This window comes from Actinoplanes sp. HUAS TT8, from assembly GCF_051380535.1.
In the GTDB taxonomy this organism is placed as follows: Bacteria; Actinomycetota; Actinomycetes; order Mycobacteriales; family Micromonosporaceae; genus Actinoplanes.
In genome coordinates this window covers 9,666,015-9,681,841 of the sequence record NZ_CP195646.1, presented here as the reverse complement: position 1 = coordinate 9,681,841, position 15,827 = coordinate 9,666,015, and the positions used below count along the sequence as shown (strand labels likewise).

14 protein-coding genes and 1 pseudogene are annotated in these 15,827 nt (G+C 69.5%); 2 read left to right on the top strand and 13 right to left on the bottom strand.

Annotated elements, in window-relative coordinates:
* Window positions 1–116: 116 nt before the first annotated feature.
* A complete protein-coding gene (gene disA / locus ACSHV8_RS43090) occupies window positions 117–1,217 on the top strand; it encodes a DNA integrity scanning diadenylate cyclase DisA (RefSeq protein ID WP_436537203.1) in 1,101 nt (366 codons plus the stop codon).
* 204 nt (window positions 1,218–1,421) lie between these two features.
* Here disA and ACSHV8_RS43085 read toward each other — a convergent pair whose 3' ends face one another.
* The gene (locus ACSHV8_RS43085) at window positions 1,422–1,931 is read right to left on the bottom strand and encodes a 2'-5' RNA ligase family protein (protein ID WP_436525759.1); all 510 of its coding nucleotides are present in this window, start codon (window positions 1,929–1,931) and stop codon (window positions 1,422–1,424) included.
* A gap of 2 nt (window positions 1,932–1,933) precedes the next feature.
* Window positions 1,934–2,704, bottom strand: a complete 771-nt coding sequence (locus tag ACSHV8_RS43080) for an adhesin (protein ID WP_436525757.1) — start codon at window positions 2,702–2,704, stop codon at window positions 1,934–1,936.
* A 212-nt stretch (window positions 2,705–2,916) separates the two neighbouring features.
* Between ACSHV8_RS43080 and ACSHV8_RS43075 the strand changes: the two genes are divergently transcribed.
* Complete coding sequence (locus ACSHV8_RS43075) at window positions 2,917–3,813, top strand: A/G-specific adenine glycosylase (RefSeq protein ID WP_436525755.1); 897 nt, start codon at window positions 2,917–2,919, stop codon at window positions 3,811–3,813.
* 101 nt (window positions 3,814–3,914) lie between these two features.
* Here the strand turns inward: ACSHV8_RS43075 and ACSHV8_RS43070 are convergent.
* From ACSHV8_RS43070 to panC, 11 genes and pseudogenes are all read right to left on the bottom strand, one after another.
* A pseudogene (locus ACSHV8_RS43070) lies at window positions 3,915–4,497 on the bottom strand (DUF4291 domain-containing protein).
* Window positions 4,498–4,549: 52 nt separating this feature from the next.
* Window positions 4,550–5,077 carry a hypothetical protein gene (locus ACSHV8_RS43065; RefSeq protein ID WP_436525753.1) on the bottom strand — a complete coding sequence of 176 codons (528 nt, stop codon included), beginning with the start codon at window positions 5,075–5,077 and terminating at the stop codon, window positions 4,550–4,552.
* A 136-nt stretch (window positions 5,078–5,213) separates the two neighbouring features.
* Entirely contained in the window at window positions 5,214–7,736 is a 2,523-nt protein-coding gene (locus ACSHV8_RS43060) for an ATP-dependent Clp protease ATP-binding subunit (RefSeq protein WP_436525751.1), read from the bottom strand.
* 313 nt (window positions 7,737–8,049) lie between these two features.
* Window positions 8,050–8,406 (bottom strand): histone-like nucleoid-structuring protein Lsr2, encoded by a 357-nt coding sequence (locus ACSHV8_RS43055; protein WP_436525749.1) that lies wholly within the window; start codon window positions 8,404–8,406, stop codon window positions 8,050–8,052.
* 104 nt (window positions 8,407–8,510) lie between these two features.
* Window positions 8,511–10,019: a lysine--tRNA ligase gene (gene lysS, locus ACSHV8_RS43050; RefSeq protein ID WP_436525747.1), complete on the bottom strand. Its 1,509-nt coding sequence runs from the start codon at window positions 10,017–10,019 to the stop codon at window positions 8,511–8,513.
* Window positions 10,020–10,080: 61 nt separating this feature from the next.
* Window positions 10,081–10,839: a type III pantothenate kinase gene (locus tag ACSHV8_RS43045; RefSeq protein ID WP_436525745.1), complete on the bottom strand. Its 759-nt coding sequence runs from the start codon at window positions 10,837–10,839 to the stop codon at window positions 10,081–10,083.
* Between the two features lie 54 nt (window positions 10,840–10,893).
* Window positions 10,894–11,751 (bottom strand): carboxylating nicotinate-nucleotide diphosphorylase, encoded by an 858-nt coding sequence (gene nadC, locus ACSHV8_RS43040; protein WP_436525743.1) that lies wholly within the window; start codon window positions 11,749–11,751, stop codon window positions 10,894–10,896.
* Complete coding sequence (locus ACSHV8_RS43035) at window positions 11,748–13,394, bottom strand: L-aspartate oxidase (protein ID WP_436525741.1); 1,647 nt, start codon at window positions 13,392–13,394, stop codon at window positions 11,748–11,750. Before ACSHV8_RS43035 ends, nadC begins: the two co-directional genes overlap by 4 nt.
* 62 nt (window positions 13,395–13,456) lie before the next feature.
* A complete protein-coding gene (locus ACSHV8_RS43030; protein ID WP_436525739.1) occupies window positions 13,457–14,455 on the bottom strand; it encodes a septum formation family protein in 999 nt (332 codons plus the stop codon).
* A gap of 91 nt (window positions 14,456–14,546) precedes the next feature.
* Window positions 14,547–14,975 (bottom strand): aspartate 1-decarboxylase, encoded by a 429-nt coding sequence (panD, locus tag ACSHV8_RS43025; protein ID WP_436525737.1) that lies wholly within the window; start codon window positions 14,973–14,975, stop codon window positions 14,547–14,549.
* Window positions 14,975–15,808 carry a pantoate--beta-alanine ligase gene (gene panC / locus ACSHV8_RS43020; protein ID WP_436525735.1) on the bottom strand — a complete coding sequence of 278 codons (834 nt, stop codon included), beginning with the start codon at window positions 15,806–15,808 and terminating at the stop codon, window positions 14,975–14,977. Before panC ends, panD begins: the two co-directional genes overlap by 1 nt.
* Between the last annotated feature and the right edge of the window lie 19 nt (window positions 15,809–15,827).

Genomic DNA, 15,827 nt, shown 5'->3' with positions numbered 1-15,827 from the left:
TCGTTGCTCTGTTTCGCAGTTCGTAGACTGTACCGGTGCCGCTCGACCGCGATGGTTCCAAGTCCGCCGCCAGTTCAACGCCGCGCCCCGGCGTCAACGGTGCGGGCCACCGCGCGGTGCCCCCGTTGACCGGCGTCGGCCTCACCGGGGGCGCCAGCGATCCGATCCGGGCCAACCTTGCCCTGATGGCTCCGGGCACCGCCCTGCGCGACGGTCTGGAACGCATTCTTCGCGGCCGCACCGGCGCGCTGATCGTTCTCGGCTACGACTCGGTGGTGGAGACGATCTGCACCGGCGGCTTCCCGCTGGACGTCGAGTTCTCCGCGACCCGGCTGCGTGAGCTGTGCAAGATGGACGGCGCCGTGGTGCTCTCGAGTGACGGCACCCGCATCGTCCGGGCCGCCGTGCACCTGATGCCCGACCCGTCGATCCCGTCCGAGGAGTCCGGCACCCGGCACCGCACCGCCGAGCGTGTCGCCAAGCAGTCCGGCTTCCCGGTGATCTCGGTGAGCCAGTCCATGCACATCATCGGGCTGTATGTGAACGGGCAGCGCCACGTTTTGGACGACTCGGCCGCCATCCTGTCCCGGGCCAACCAGGCACTGGCCACCCTGGAGCGCTACAAGCTCCGGCTGGACGAGGTGTCGGGGACACTCTCCGCGCTGGAGATCGAGGACCTGGTCACCGTCCGCGACGCCGTCTCGGTCGTCCAGCGGCTGGAGATGGTCCGCCGCATCGCCGACGAGATCTCGGGATATGTGGTGGAGCTCGGCACCGACGGGCGCCTGCTCGCCCTGCAGCTCGACGAGCTGATGGCCGGTGTCGACTCGGACCGCACCCTGGTGATCCGGGACTATCTGCCGTCCGGGCGCAAGGCCCGCACGCTCGACGAGGCGCTTGTCGAGCTGGATCTGCTCACCGCCACCGAGATGATCGACCTGGTCGCGGTGGCCAAGGCGATCGGCTATCAGGGCGCCTCGGACGCGCTGGACGCCGCGGTGTCGCCGCGCGGGTTCCGGCTGCTGGCCAAGGTGCCGCGGCTGCCCGGCCAGATCGTGGACCGGCTGGTGGATCACTTCGGCAGCCTGCAGCGGCTGCTGGGGGCGACGGTGGAGGATCTGCAGGCGGTCGAGGGGGTCGGGGACGCTCGTGCGCGCGGGGTGCGTGAGGGCCTGTCCCGGCTGGCCGAGGCTTCGATCCTGGAACGCTACGTCTGATTCCGGCCCACCGAGGCGTCGATCCCGGAGCATCGCGCCTGAGTGCGGGGGTTTTGGGTTGACCGCGCCCACCCGCCCAGGCCGCCCTTTCGGGCCTCGCGTTCTGGGCCGGCCACGGCCCTGCGAGGGTCGGAAGGGTCCCCGCGGGAGCGACGATCTGGACCACGGCGGACCGAGGCAATGAAGATCTTGAAGTTGATCTTCTTATAGCGGGTGGGCGATGTCGTTCGCGTGGTCGGCGATCGCCGCGCCGGTGACCGTGGCGGTCAGCGGCAGGATTTCCAGGCACCGCCGGATCGCCGGCGCCATCATCGGGTTGGGCACCCGCATCGACACCGTGCAGTGCGGCACCCAGAGCCCGGGCCGATAGTGCTCCCAGACCTCCACGCCGCCCGCTGACAGCCGTTCGTGGACGATCCGGTGGTGCTCCATCAACTCGGTCGTCATGGTCACACCGAGCCACAGGACCCGTCCGACGAATTGGCCGGCGAAGTCCATCCGCAGTGACAGCCCGCGCCCGACGGTGAGGCCGTCCAGTGCTTTCGCGGCGGCGTCGGGGTCGATCGTCCGGGCCGCCGCGAGCGAGATGTGCGGGCGGTGCTTCTGGTGCAGGGAGCCGAGGGTGGGGATGCCCTCCTCTTCGAGGGCACGCCACAGTGTCCGGACGCGCCGGGTGGCGTCGACGTCCAGGTAGAGCTCGAGGGCCGCGACCAAACTCAGGAGATGGTCAGGACGACCGGGTTGCTGAGGATCGCGTCGAGCCGGCCGCGCAGTTCGTACTGTCCGGCGCTGGGGGCCGGGCCGGAGGCGGCCGAGCCGCTGCACGCCGTGGACTGGCGACCGTTCCAGGTGATGTTGTAGACCCGCTGGTCACCGGGCTTGAACGTCTGCACGTCGTTGCCCTTGACGGTGCTGCACTTGTCGGACGACCAGTACTTCTGCGCGCCCTGCTCCAGGTAGAGCTCCTGCGGGTCGGCGCCGACGTCACGAGTACACGTACGGGAACCGATGTTCTTGATCTGCAAGGTGATCGCCAGGCTCGCGCCGCGCTTGATCGAGGTGCTGGCCGGCACCGGCGTCACCGAGATCTCCGCGTCCGAGCAGGAGTTGCCCTGCTGGACGTTGGTGTTGGTGTTGGTCCCGTTGTTGGTCCCGCTGGTGCCCGAGTTGACCGGCGGCAGCAGGCCACTGTCACCGTCCGGGTCGGCCGACTGCACCGGGTCGGGGTTGGCCTGGCCACCACCGGGCGGCGCCGAGGCGAGCAGATCGTCGTCGGCGGGTGTCGCGGAGCCGCTCGGCTTGGCCGACGCGGAGGCCGGCGCCGGTGTCGGCAATCCCGACGACGCGGCGTTCTTGGTGTTCGGGCTCTTGTCGTCGTGGGTGCACGCCACGAACAGCGCGATGATGCCCAGCAGCAGAGCGCCGAGCACGACCGCACGCCGCCGCCAGTAGACCGCGGAAGGGAGGGGACCAACCGTCGCACGCATGATGGGCCCCACCGTAAACCCGGACACCCACTGCCATTGCGCGCGACGCGCCGGACACGCGACACCAACTCACGGAAAGCTCGTTAGAGATTGACCTCGCGCTGAAAAATCCCGTGCGCAAGGGCCACCTCGCCCGCGCAGTGATCGATCTCATGCTGTCCGAAAGCGTCGGTGTCAGCGGTCTCCGGCACCCGCCTACAGTAAGTCCTGCTATGACTCTCGCCGACGAAGCAATCGCCTGGTACGACGCCAATGCCCGGGACCTGCCGTGGCGGCAGCCGGAAACCACACCCTGGGGTGTCCTGGTCAGCGAGGTGATGCTGCAGCAGACACCCGTCGTCCGGGTCGAACCGGCCTGGCGCTCGTGGATGACCCGCTGGCCCACGCCGGCCGCGCTGGCCGCCGACCCGCAGTCCGAGGCGGTCCGGATGTGGGGGCGTCTGGGGTACCCCAGACGGGCGATGCGGCTGCACGCCTGCGCGCTCGCCATCGTGGAACGGCACGGCGGCCGGGTGCCCGACGATCTGGATCAGCTGCTGGCCCTGCCCGGGGTGGGGACGTACACCGGGCGGGCGGTGGCGACGTTCGCGTACGGCCAGCGGCACCCGGTCGTGGACACCAACGTCCGCCGGGTCGTGTCCCGGGTCGTCGAGGGCAAGCCCGACGCCGGTCCGGCCACCACCGCGGCCGACCTGGTCGCGATGGAGGAGCTGCTGCCCGAGGACCGGGCCAGGGCCGCTCGCGCCAGCATCGCTTTCATGGAACTCGGGGCGATCGTCTGCACGGCCCGTTCGCCGAAATGCGTGGACTGCCCGTTCCACCTGGTCTGCGCCTGGCGCCTGACCGGCGAGCCGCTGCCCGAGGGGCCCAGCCGCAAGCCGCAGCGCTACGCCGGGACCGATCGTCAGGTGCGCGGCCTGCTCCTGGAGGTGCTGCGCCACGCCACCGGTCCGGTCCCCCGCCAGCGTCTCGACCTGGTCTGGAGCGATGAGGTCCAGCGGGCCCGCGCCCTGAGCGGTCTCGTCGACGACGGCCTGGTCGAGGCCTTCGGTTCAGAGGAGTTCATGCTCGCCGGCGATGCCCCGAAAGGCGAAGTTCAACCCCTTTGATGGGGTACGACGGCAGCCCGCCCCCGCCGTCCCCGGAAGAGTCCCGTCCCGGTCACCGCCCCGGCGGGGAGGCAAGCCGAAGGCACACCCGCCGTCGAGGTTCACGCCCCGAGCGGCGCCCCGATCGTCGCCGGCAAGGGATAACCCCCGCTCGTCCGGCAGCAGCGCGGCCGCCCCGATGTCGTCCCCGTCGTCGAGCCTGGCCCGGATCTCCCGGGCCAGGCCGGTCACGTCGGTGATCCCGGTGATCCACTCGTCGACGTAGCGGCCCACCGCGGCCCCGCCGATCCCCACCTGCAGCGACCGATAGGGCAGCTCTCGCAGCCGCAGGTCCCGCTCCGGGTCCCACTGCACCCGGATCGGGGCCCGCTTGAGCGCGCGCTGCCACTCGGCCCGGTCCGCGTGCATCCCGCGCTCGTAGTGGCTGAGCATGGCGTTGGCCAGCGCCCACTCGAAGCCCGCTCGCGTGATCGAGACGGCCAGCACGTGCTCCTGACCCTCTTTGGTCGCCCAGCCGCAGCGGTACATCATCCACAGGAACGACGGCTTGATCCACGTCATCCGCTCACGCTTGAACGGCGGCACGAACCGCCCGGCCCGCACCGCCGGCTCGGCGATGGCCGGCGAGTACGCCTGATAGACGGTGATCGTGTCCTCGTCGTAGACGGCCCGGATCTCGCGCATCCAGACATGATCAGCGCTCGGGGCCGGGGCGGCCACGCATTAAAGCGCGCGCTCAGATCTGGTGCAGCCAGCCGATGAAGAAGACCACCTCGGCCGCCGTCCCGGTCAGGATCACCGGCAGCACCCAAGCGCCCCCGCGCTCGCCGGCCATCCGCGCCGTCCAGCGCCGGTGCAGTGCCGCGATCCCCACCAATGCGGCGATCCCGGCCGCGGCGATCGGCACGCCGACCAGGAAGTGGACCGCCCAGGCGCCGCCCCGGCCGGGCCCGCCCCAGGAGGTGTCGTACGGCCCCGGGTCGACCCAGCCGTAGAGGATGCCCCGGGCCACGAAGAGGACCTGGAATCCCAGCGGGATCAGCGCCAGGATCCCGAGGACCAGCCCGACCGCGGCGTTCCCCGTCGCCGGGCCGAACCGGCCGGGCAGTCCGGCCGGTTCGCCGAGCCGGCTCTGCCATCCGTTGGCGAGCTGGACCGCGGCGGCGGGCCGCCCGATCAGGGCGAGGCCGAGGCTTGCCGCGCTCACCAGCGCGAGGCCGGAGCTGTAGAGGACGGACTGGGTGATGCGGGCCATCGTCGTCATGGACCGGAATCTATGGACGGGGTCCGGTCGCCGACATCACCCCGGGGTATTAATCCCCAGGTAGTACCCGGGTATGACACGGAACGGCCCGGCCGCGCGAACGCGACCGGGCCGTTCCACAGTGCTGACTAGCGGATCATTCCTCGCCGGTGGCCGCGCCGAGGTCGGCCGGCACTGCGTCGGGCACCGCACCCGCCTTCTCGGCGCCGCGGAAGACCAGCTTGGACTTCTCCACGTTGGCCGGGTCGCCCTCGCAGTCCACGACGACGATCTGGCCGGGGCGCAGCTCGTTGAAGAGGATCTGCTCGGACAGGGTGTCCTCCAGCTCACGCTGGATGGTGCGGCGCAGCGGCCGGGCACCCAGGACCGGGTCGAAGCCCTTCTTCGCCAGGTACTTCTTGGCGTTGTCGGTCAGCTCCAGACCCATGTCCTTGTTCTTCAGCTGGCCCTCGATGCGGGCCGTGAAGATGTCCACGATCTGCAGGATCTCCTGCTCACGGAGCTGGTGGAAGACGATCGTGTCGTCGATACGGTTCAGGAACTCGGGCCGGAAGTGCTGCTTGAGCTCGTCGTTGACCTTGACCTTCATCCGGTCGTAGTTCGACTCGGTGTCCTCCGAGGCCTGGAAGCCCAGCGACACCGCCTTGGCCACGTCCCGGGTACCCAGGTTGGTGGTCAGGATGATGACCGTGTTCTTGAAGTCCACGATCCGGCCCTGACCGTCGGTCAGCCGACCGTCCTCCAGGATCTGCAGGAGCGTGTTGAACACGTCCGGGTGGGCCTTCTCGATCTCGTCGAACAGCACCACGCTGAACGGCTTGCGCCGCACCTTCTCGGTCAGCTGCCCGCCCTCGTCGTAACCGACGTAGCCGGGAGGGGCACCGACGAGCCGGGACACCGTGTACCGGTCGTGGAACTCCGACATGTCGAGCTGGATCAGCGCGTCCTCGGAGCCGAAGAGGAACTCGGCCAGGGCCTTGGACAGCTCGGTCTTACCGACACCGGACGGGCCGGCGAAGATGAACGAGCCGGACGGGCGCTTCGGGTCCTTCAGACCGGCCCGCGTACGCCGGATCGCCTTGGAGACGGCCTTGACCGCATCCTCCTGGCCGATGACGCGCTTGTGCAGCTCGTCCTCCATGCGCAGCAGCCGGGAGGTCTCCTCCTCGGTCAGCTTGTAGACCGGGATGCCGGTCCAGTTGCCCAGGACCTCGGCGATCTGCTCGTCGTCGACCTCGGACACCACGTCCAGGTCGCCGGCCTTCCACTCCTTCTCCCGCTGCGCCTTCTGGCCGAGCAGGGTCTTCTCCTTGTCGCGCAACTGGGCCGCGCGCTCGAAGTCCTGCGCGTCGATCGCGGACTCCTTGTCGCGACGCACCTGGGCGATGCGCTCGTCGAAGTCACGGAGGTCCGGCGGCGCGGTCATCCGGCGGATGCGCATCCGGGCGCCGGCCTCGTCGATCAGGTCGATCGCCTTGTCCGGCAGGAAGCGGTCCGAGATGTACCGGTCGGCCAGCGTCGCGGCGGCCACCAGGGCGGCGTCGGTGATGCTGATCCGGTGGTGCGCCTCGTACCGGTCGCGGAGGCCCTTGAGGATCTCGATGGTGTGCGCCAGGGACGGCTCGCCGACCTGGATCGGCTGGAAGCGGCGCTCAAGCGCGGCGTCCTTCTCCAGGTGCTTGCGGTACTCGTCCAGCGTGGTCGCGCCGATCGTCTGCAGCTCGCCTCGCGCCAGCATGGGCTTGAGGATCGAGGCCGCGTCGATCGCGCCCTCGGCGGCGCCGGCGCCGACCAGGGTGTGGATCTCGTCGATGAACAGGATGATGTCGCCGCGCGTGCGGATCTCCTTGAGCACCTTCTTCAGGCGCTCCTCGAAGTCACCGCGGTAGCGCGAGCCGGCGACCAGTGCGCCCAGGTCGAGCGTGTAGAGCTGCTTGTCCTTCAGCGTCTCGGGGACCTCACCCTTGACGATGGACTGGGACAGGCCCTCGACCACGGCGGTCTTACCGACGCCGGGCTCGCCGATCAGCACGGGGTTGTTCTTGGTGCGGCGGGACAGCACCTGCATGACCCGCTCGATTTCCTTTTCCCGGCCGATGACCGGGTCGAGCTTGCCCTCGCGGGCGGCCTGGGTCAGGTTGCGCCCGAACTGGTCGAGGACCAGCGACGTGGACGGCGCGGCCTCGCCGGTGGCGGTGCCCGCGGCGGCCGGCTCCTTGCCCTGGTAACCGGAGAGCAGCTGGATGACCTGCTGGCGGACCCGGTTCAGGTCGGCGCCCAGCTTGACCAGGACCTGGGCGGCGACGCCCTCGCCCTCACGGATCAGGCCGAGCAGGATGTGCTCGGTACCGATGTAGTTGTGGCCGAGTTGCAGCGCCTCCCGCAGGGATAGCTCCAGCACCTTCTTCGCCCGCGGCGTGAACGGGATGTGCCCGCTCGGCGCCTGCTGACCCTGACCGATGATCTCCTCGACCTGCTGTCGCACGCCCTCGAGGGAGATGCCGAGGCTCTCCAGAGCCTTCGCGGCGACACCCTCTCCTTCGTGGATCAGACCGAGCAGGATGTGTTCGGTGCCGATGTAGTTGTGGTTGAGCATCCGGGCCTCTTCTTGGGCCAGGACGACAACCCGTCGCGCTCGGTCGGTGAACCGCTCGAACATGCCCTCGTGCTCCTCACGTGCCGTGCGCCAATTGAACTGGCGGGGCCAGCGCACGGGCATCGGTGATACCCGTGCAGTAACTCTATCGCCGCCGGGAGGATCCGCTGGGCCCTCGCAGCCCCTCGAAACGATCCGCAACGTTGATTTAGCCAACTTCGCACGCTCAGCGGCTGTTCCCCTACCCGAACGTGTACGCGGACAGCGAAATCCCTCTGATCCACAGCCTGTGGACAACCATGGCTGCCCTGTGGATAACCGTACTGGAAGCACGAAGAGGGCGTACCGATGATCGGTACGCCCTCTCTGCGTCAGCTCAGGCCCGGCCGGGGCCCTTCGCGTGGTACTCGTCGACGATCTCCTGCGGGATGCGCCCGCGGTCGGAGATGTCGCGACCGGACTTCTTGGCCCACTCCCGAATAGCCTTGTTCTGCTCCCGGTCGGCCGCCGCACCGCCACGGCCACGAGCCGCGCGGCCACCGACGACCACACCGCCCCGGGCCACCTTGGTGCCGGCTCCGACGAACTGAGCGAAGACCTCCCGCAATTCCGCGGCGTTCTTCTCGGAGAGGTCGATCTCGTACTGAATACCGTCGAGAGCGAACTTCACCGTCTCGTCGGCGTCGCCGCCGTCGATGTCATCGACCAGCTTGTGAATGATCTGCTTGGCCACGCGCCGTTATCCTCCCGAACACAGGTTCTCTCCCACGCAATGGGAGAACAATAACGCCAGGGGGACATCGCCCGTCAATGGCGGGGGCGATAATTGACGGACGGCTACTCCGGGCGGACCAACGGGAACAGGATCGTTTCCCGAATGCCCAGGCCGGTGAGCGCCATCAACAGCCGGTCGATTCCCATTCCCATGCCACCGGTGGGCGGCATTCCGTACTCCATCGCACGCAGGAAATCCTCGTCCAGCTGCATCGCCTCGGCGTCGCCGCCGGCCGCCAGCAGCGACTGTGCGTGCAGACGTTCGCGCTGGACGACCGGGTCGACCAACTCCGAATACGCGGTGCCGAGCTCGAAACCGCCGACGTACAGGTCCCACTTCTCGGTCAGGCCGGGCGTCTCCCGGTGGGCCGCGGTCAGCGGGGCCGTCTCCTCCGGGTAGTCCCGGACGAAGGTCGGCGCCTGCAGCGTGTGCTGAACGAGGTGCTCGAACAGCTCCTCGGCCAGCTTGCCCGCGCTCCACTTGGGGTCGACACCGAGCTGGACCTTCTCCGCGTACGCCTGGAGCTGGGCCAGATCGGTCTCGATCGTGACCTCCTCGCCCAGCGCCTCGGAGATCGAGCCGAACAGGGTGATCTGCTTCCACTCGCCGCCGAAGTCGACCTCGGTGCCGTCGTAGTGGGTGACCACGTACGAGCCGGAGACGGCCTGTGCGGCCTCCTGAATCCACTCCTGGACCTGGGCCTGCATCACGTTGTAGTCGGCATACGCCTGATAGGCCTCGAGCATGGCGAACTCCGGGGAGTGACTGGAGTCCATGCCCTCATTACGGAAGTTCCTGTTGATCTCGAAGACCCGGTCGATGCCACCGACCACGGCCCGCTTCAAAAATAGTTCCGGCGCGATCCGCAGATAAAGATCGGTATCCAGTGCGTTGCTGTGAGTCACAAACGGACGCGCTGTGGCGCCGCCGTGCAGCAACTGCAACATCGGCGTTTCCACCTCGAGGAAATTGCGGCGGAACAGTGACTCACGAAGACTACGGATCACGGTTGCGCGAGTACGCACAGTGTCCCTGGCCTGCGGACGAACGATGAGATCCACATAACGCTGCCGCACCCGGGTTTCCTCGGAAAGCGGCTTGTGCGCGACCGGAAGCGGGCGCAGCGCCTTCGCGTTCATCGACCAGGAATCGGCGAGAACGGAGAGCTCCCCGCGCCGGCTGGTGATCACCTCACCGGTGACCGCGACCAGGTCACCCAGGTCGACCAGACGCTTCCAGTCCTCCAGCCGCTCGGCACCGACCTTGTCCAGCGAGAGCATGGCCTGCAGCTCGGTGCCGTCCCCCTCGCGCAGGGTCGCGAAGCAGAGCTTGCCACCGTTCCGGATGAAGATCACCCGGCCCGTGATGCTGACCTGGTCGCCGGAGGCGGTGTCGGTCGGCAGCTCCGCGTACTGCTGGCGGATCTGGGCCAGGGTGATGGTCCGGGCGACGGTGACCGGGTAGGGCGCTTCGCCCTTGGCCAGCATCTGGTCCCGCTTCGCCCGGCGGACCTTCATCTGCTCGGGAAGATCCTCGGCGGGGTCAGTCACTGGCACGTTCTGCTCGGTCACGGCACGTCTTCCTGTGTAGTGGGAGGCTTGGCAAAGACCTGGAAAGCCTACTCAGCCCGGCTCAGACGTTCCGCTCATATACCATCCGCAGCCCGATCAGCGTGATCATCGGCTCGTGCGCGGTGAGCGTGCGGCACTCGTCCTTCACCAGCCAGGCCAGGCCGCCGGTGGCGATCACGGCCTTGACCGGCCCGATCTCCTCGACCATCCGCTCGACGATCCGGTCGACCTGACCGCCGAAACCGTAGTAGAGCCCGGACTGCAGGCACTCCACGGTGTTCTTCCCGATCACCGAGCGCGGCTTGGTCGGCTCGACCTTGCGCAGCTGGGCGGCGCGGGCGGCCAGCGCGTCGAAGGAGATCTCGATGCCCGGGGCGAACGCGCCGCCCAGGAACTCGCCCTTCGCGCTGATCAGGTCGAAGTTGGTGGTCGTGCCGAAGTCGACCACGATCGACGGTCCGCCGTAGAGGGCGTGCGCGGCCAGGGTGTTCACCACCCGGTCGGCGCCCACCTCCTTGGGATTGTCGATGGCCAGCTGCACACCGGTCTTCACGCCCGGCTCGACGATCACGCTGGGCACGTCGCCGTAGTAGCGCTTCAGCATGGTGCGCAGGTTGCGCAGCGCCGCGGGCACGGTCGAGCAGGCCGCGACGCCGGTGATCTCCACCGCGTCGCCGGCCAGCAGCCCGCGGAACATCAGGCCGAGCTCGTCGGCGGTCGAGGCGGCGTCGGTCTTGATCCGCCAGTTGTGCACCAGCTTGTCACCGTCGAAGGTGGCCAGCACGGTGTTCGTGTTACCGATGTCAATGCAAAGCAGCACGGATGCCCCTAAGAATCAAAATCAAGACCCCTATTTTGTACGGGGCGAGCACCGTCACCGTGGGCGCAGGTCCATGGCGATGTCCAGGATCGGCGACGAGTGCGTCAGCCCACCCACCGACAGGTAGTCCACACCGGTCGCCGCGTACGCCGCGGCCGTGGCGAGCGTCAGGTTCCCGGTCGCCTCCAGCTCGGCCCGCCCGCCGATCGCCTCGACCACCTCGGTCAGCAGCGCGGGCGTCATGTTGTCGCAGAGCAGGAACGTCGCGCCGGCCGCCACCGCCTCCTGGGCCTCGGCCAGCGTGGTCACCTCGACCTGCACGGTCACGTCCGGGAACGTGTCCCGAACCAGCCGGTAGGCCGCGGTGATGCTGCCGGCGGCCAGCTTGTGGTTGTCCTTGATCATGGCGACGTCGTACAGGCCCATGCGCTTGTTCGTGCCGCCGCCGACGCGGACCGCGTACTTCTCCAGCGACCGCAGCCCCGGCGTGGTCTTGCGGGTGTCCAGGACGGTCGCCTTGCTGCCGTCGAGCTGGTCGGCCCACCTACGGGTGTGGGTGGCGACACCGGACATCCGGCTGATCAGGTTCAGCGCGGTGCGCTCGGCGGTCAGCAGCGAGCGGGTCGGCCCGGTCACCACGGCCAGCACGTCACCGCGGACGACCCGGTCGCCCTCGGCCGCGACCTGGCGAAACTCGGCGTGCCCCTGCGAGGTGATCGCGAAGACCTCGGCCGCCACCGGGAGGCCGGCGACCACGCCGTCGGCCCGAGCCACCAGCTCGGCGGTGTCGAACTGGGCCGCCGGGATGGTGGCCTCGCTGGTCACGTCCCGCGGCGGGTCGCCCAGGTCCTCGGCGAGCGCGGTCAGCACGATCCGCTGAACCTCCGCGAAGTCCAGCCCGAAGTCGATCATCGCATCTCCTGGAAGTCCTGGGTCATGCCGCCGTCACGGGCAATGCTGTCCAGCAGGTGGCCGCGCCACTCGTCGGCCGCGGTCGGGAAGTCCTCGCGCCAGTGGCAGCCGCGGGTCTCGCGGCGACTGCGGGCCGAGGCGACAAGCGCGGTGGCGACGGTCAGCAGGTTCGTCGCCTCCCAGGCCGCGGTGTTCGGGGTGGCCCGGGACTCGGCCAGCCGGGACAGCTCCTTGGCCGCGGTGTCGAGCGAGTCGGCCGTGCGCAGCACACCGGCGCCCCGGCTCATGGTGCGCTGCACGTCGGACCGGATCGCCGGGTCGGCGACCCAGGCCGGGGTCATGTTCACCCGGACCGGCTCGGCCTGGGCCGGCAGGTCCCGCCCGATGTCGTCGGCGATCCGCTTGGCGAAGACCAGGCCCTCCAGCAGCGAGTTGCTGGCCAGCCGGTTGGCGCCGTGCACGCCGGTGCAGGCGACCTCGCCGCACGCGTAGAGACCGGCGATGCTGGTCTGCCCGTGCAGGTCGGTCCGGACGCCGCCGGAGGCGTAGTGCGCGGCCGGCGCGACCGGGATCAGCTCGGTCGCCGGGTCCACCCCGGCCGCCCGGGTCGACGCCATGATCGTCGGGAAGCGGCCCTCCAGGAACTCCTTGCCGAGGTGCCGCGCATCCAGGTAGACGTGGTCGGCCCCGGTCGCCCGCAGCACCCGGTAGATGCCCTTGGCGACCACGTCGCGCGGGGCCAGCTCGGCCTGCTCGTGCTGGCCGACCATGAAGCGCGTGCCGTTCTCGTCGACCAGGTGCGCGCCCTCGCCGCGCAGCGCCTCGGAGATCAGCGGCCGCTGCACCGAGTTCACCCCGGAGCTGACGAACGAGGTCGGGTGGAACTGGACGAACTCCACGTCGGTGACCGCCGCGCCGGCCCGCAGCGCGAGCGCCACGCCGTCGCCGGTGGAGACCGACGGGTTCGTGGTGGACGCGTAGATCTGCCCCATCCCGCCGGTGGCCAGCACGACCGCACGGGCCAGGATCGCGCCGACACCGTCCTCCGAGCCCTCGCCGAGCACGTGCAGGGTGATCCCGCAGGCCCGGCCGTCGGCCGAACGCAGCAGGTCCAGCACCAGGGCGTGCTCGACCAGGCGGATCCACGGGTCGCGGCGGACCGCCTCGTGCAGGGCGCGCTGCACCTCGGCGCCGGTCGCGTCGCCGCCGGCGTGCACGATCCGGTCGGCCCGGTGGCCGCCCTCCCGGGTCAGCATCAGCGAGCCGTCCGGGTGGCGGTCGAACTCGGCGCCCCGGCGGATCAGCTCCCGGATCCGCGCCGGGCCCTCCTCGACCAGGACCTTCACCGCCTCCGGGTCGCACAGCCCGACACCGGCGATCTCGGTGTCGTAGGCGTGCGCCTGGGGGCTGTCCAGCGGGTCGAGGACGCCGGCGATCCCGCCCTGCGCCCAGCGCGTCGAGCCGTCGTCGATGTTGACCTTGGTGACCACCGTGACGTGCAGGCCGAGCTCGCGCAGATGCAGCGCGGCGGTCAGCCCGGCAACGCCGGATCCGACCACGACCACGTCGGTGGTCTCGTTCCAGCCCGGCTCGGCGGCGGCGAGCCGGCGCGGCAGAGCCGGCAGATCCGCGAGAGGTGACATGTGTGTCAGTACACTCCGCTCGCGCGCACCCGTCACGGCGGGGGCACCATCAGTGGTCACCGTTACTTGTACTGGACCGGCAGGGACCGGGTCCCCTTGCCCTTCAGCGAGGTCGTCAGCTCGGCGCCGTCCAGCCACAGGTAGCAGCGCACGCCCCGGTCACCCTCGGCCCAGACGTCGGCATTCCCGGGCAGGGACACCACACCCGTACGGAATTGAAGGTTCTTGTCGTCCGGAACACCGGCCCAGGTGGCGACCACCGTCCGGCAGCCGTCGTGGAACTTCTCCCAGGCGGCGTCGCCCCTCGGGTACGCCTCGGCGGACGGCGCCTCCCACACCCCGACGAACTCGGCGTTGTGCCTCTCGCCGCACGGCGACGGGGGCATGGTGTCGATCGCGCCGCCGTCCTTCAGCTTGATCGCGTAGCAGCCGAGCTCCAGATCGGAGCCGGCCGTCAGCACGCCGCGCAGGCTGCCCTGCCGCTCGACGAGCGCGCCGTTGTCCTCGATCGAGTCCAGCTCGACCACGTCGCAGCGGAACCAGCGGGAGCCGCCGGTCCAGGCGGCCGGCGACGGGTGCGTCACGCCGATCCACAGCCGGGCGGTCCGCCACGGCCCGCCGACGTACGTGCTGGTCTTCTGATCGCAGGTCGCGTAGGCGGCCCGCGCGCCGGCCGAGGTGTCCGACGGCGGCTGCTCGGCCTCGGCCGCCGCCCCGGTGTACGCGCCCACAAAAACGGTCTCGGTGCGGTGCTGGACCGCGCAGTCGACCTCTTCATAGGTCGCGCGCGGGCCGGTCTTCGCGAAGTTGGCCAGGTGGCACGTGTCGGCCAGCGGCTCGAAGCCGGTCGCCGGGGCCATCGCACCCCAGTCGTTGGTGAGATCGCCGTCGAGGTTGCCGGTGTTTCCGCAGCCGGCCGCGACCAGCACGATCACGCCCAGGGTGGCGGCCAGGTCGAAGCCGAGCCATGGGCCGGAACGGACATGCCTTTCGCGGAGGCGGGCGGCTCGGCGCCGTACGCGCAAGCCCTGCTCTTTGAATCGGGCCCGCCAGTCTCGCATGAAGGACCCTCCCGCACGCCACCGATGTCCGATTTATCGATCATATGGGGATCGGTGCGGTTCATCGGTGGCGTTCGGGAAAGTCAGCCTCTCAGCGCGCGGAGAGCGTCAGATCACCCCGGACCAGATCGTCGGCCATCCCGGCGACCGCCTCGGCCGGATCCGTGCCCAGCTCGATCACCCGGTTGTCGGCGTCCACGTGCACGACCCGCGGCTCGTAGGACCGGGCCTCGGCGTTGTCCATCTGCCCGTAGGAGATGAGAATGACCAGGTCACCGGGGTGCACCAGGTGCGCGGCGGCACCGTTGATGCCGATCACGCCACTGCCCCGCTCGCCCGGGATCACATAGGTCTCCAGGCGCGCGCCGTTGGTCACGTCGACGATCGCCACCTGCTCGCCGGGCAGCAGATCGGCCGCCTCCATCAGGTCGAGGTCGACGGTCACCGAGCCCACGTAGTGCAGGTCGGCCTGCGTCACGGTGGCCCGGTGGATCTTCGACTTCAGCATGGTGCGCAGCATCAGGCTTCCTTCCGGAGAACGATCGGGACGTTGTCGATCAAGCGGGTGGCGCCCACCCGGGCGGCCACCAGCAGGCGGGCGGGTCCTTCCACCGGCACGTCGCCCAGGTCGGCGCCGGTCAGCTCGAGGTAGTCGACACGGACGCCGGGCTCCTCGGCCAAAATCTTGCCGGCGGCGGCCAGAACCGCCTCCGGATCGTCGTGCGCGGCCCCCTCACGCAGGGCGCGAGAGAGCGCCAGCGCGGAAACGCGCTCCTCCGGCGAGAGGAACCGATTCCGACTGGAAAGGGCAAGACCATCAATTTCCCGTACGGTCGCAACGCCCTCGATCGCCACGCCCAGCTCCAGGTCGACGGCCATCCGCCGGATCAACGCGAGCTGCTGGAAATCCTTCTCGCCGAAGAACGCGACATCGGCGCGCGTGAGTCGCAACAGCTTCTCGACCACGGTGAGCATGCCGGAGAAATGGCCCGGCCGGCTCGCGCCCTCCAGGATCGAACCGAGTGGCCCCGGATTCATCGTGATCGACGGCGCCCCGCCCGGATAGACGTCGTCCCGCGCCGGCGCGAAAACCACCGTGGCGCCCTCGGCCCGGCACGCCTCCAGGTCCTGCTCCAGCGTCCGCGGATACTTGTCGAAGTCCTCGTTCGGGCCGAACTGCAACGGGTTCACGAAGATCGTCACGACCACGAAGGCCGAACGCTCCCGGGCGACCCGGATCAGCTGTCGGTGCCCCTCGTGCAGCGCGCCCATGGTCATCACGACGGCGATCTCGTCGGTCGCCCGCCCCAGAGCGGCGGCCAGCTCGTCACGAGAGTGAACAACTTCGGTCACGCGGGACTCCCAACCTCGG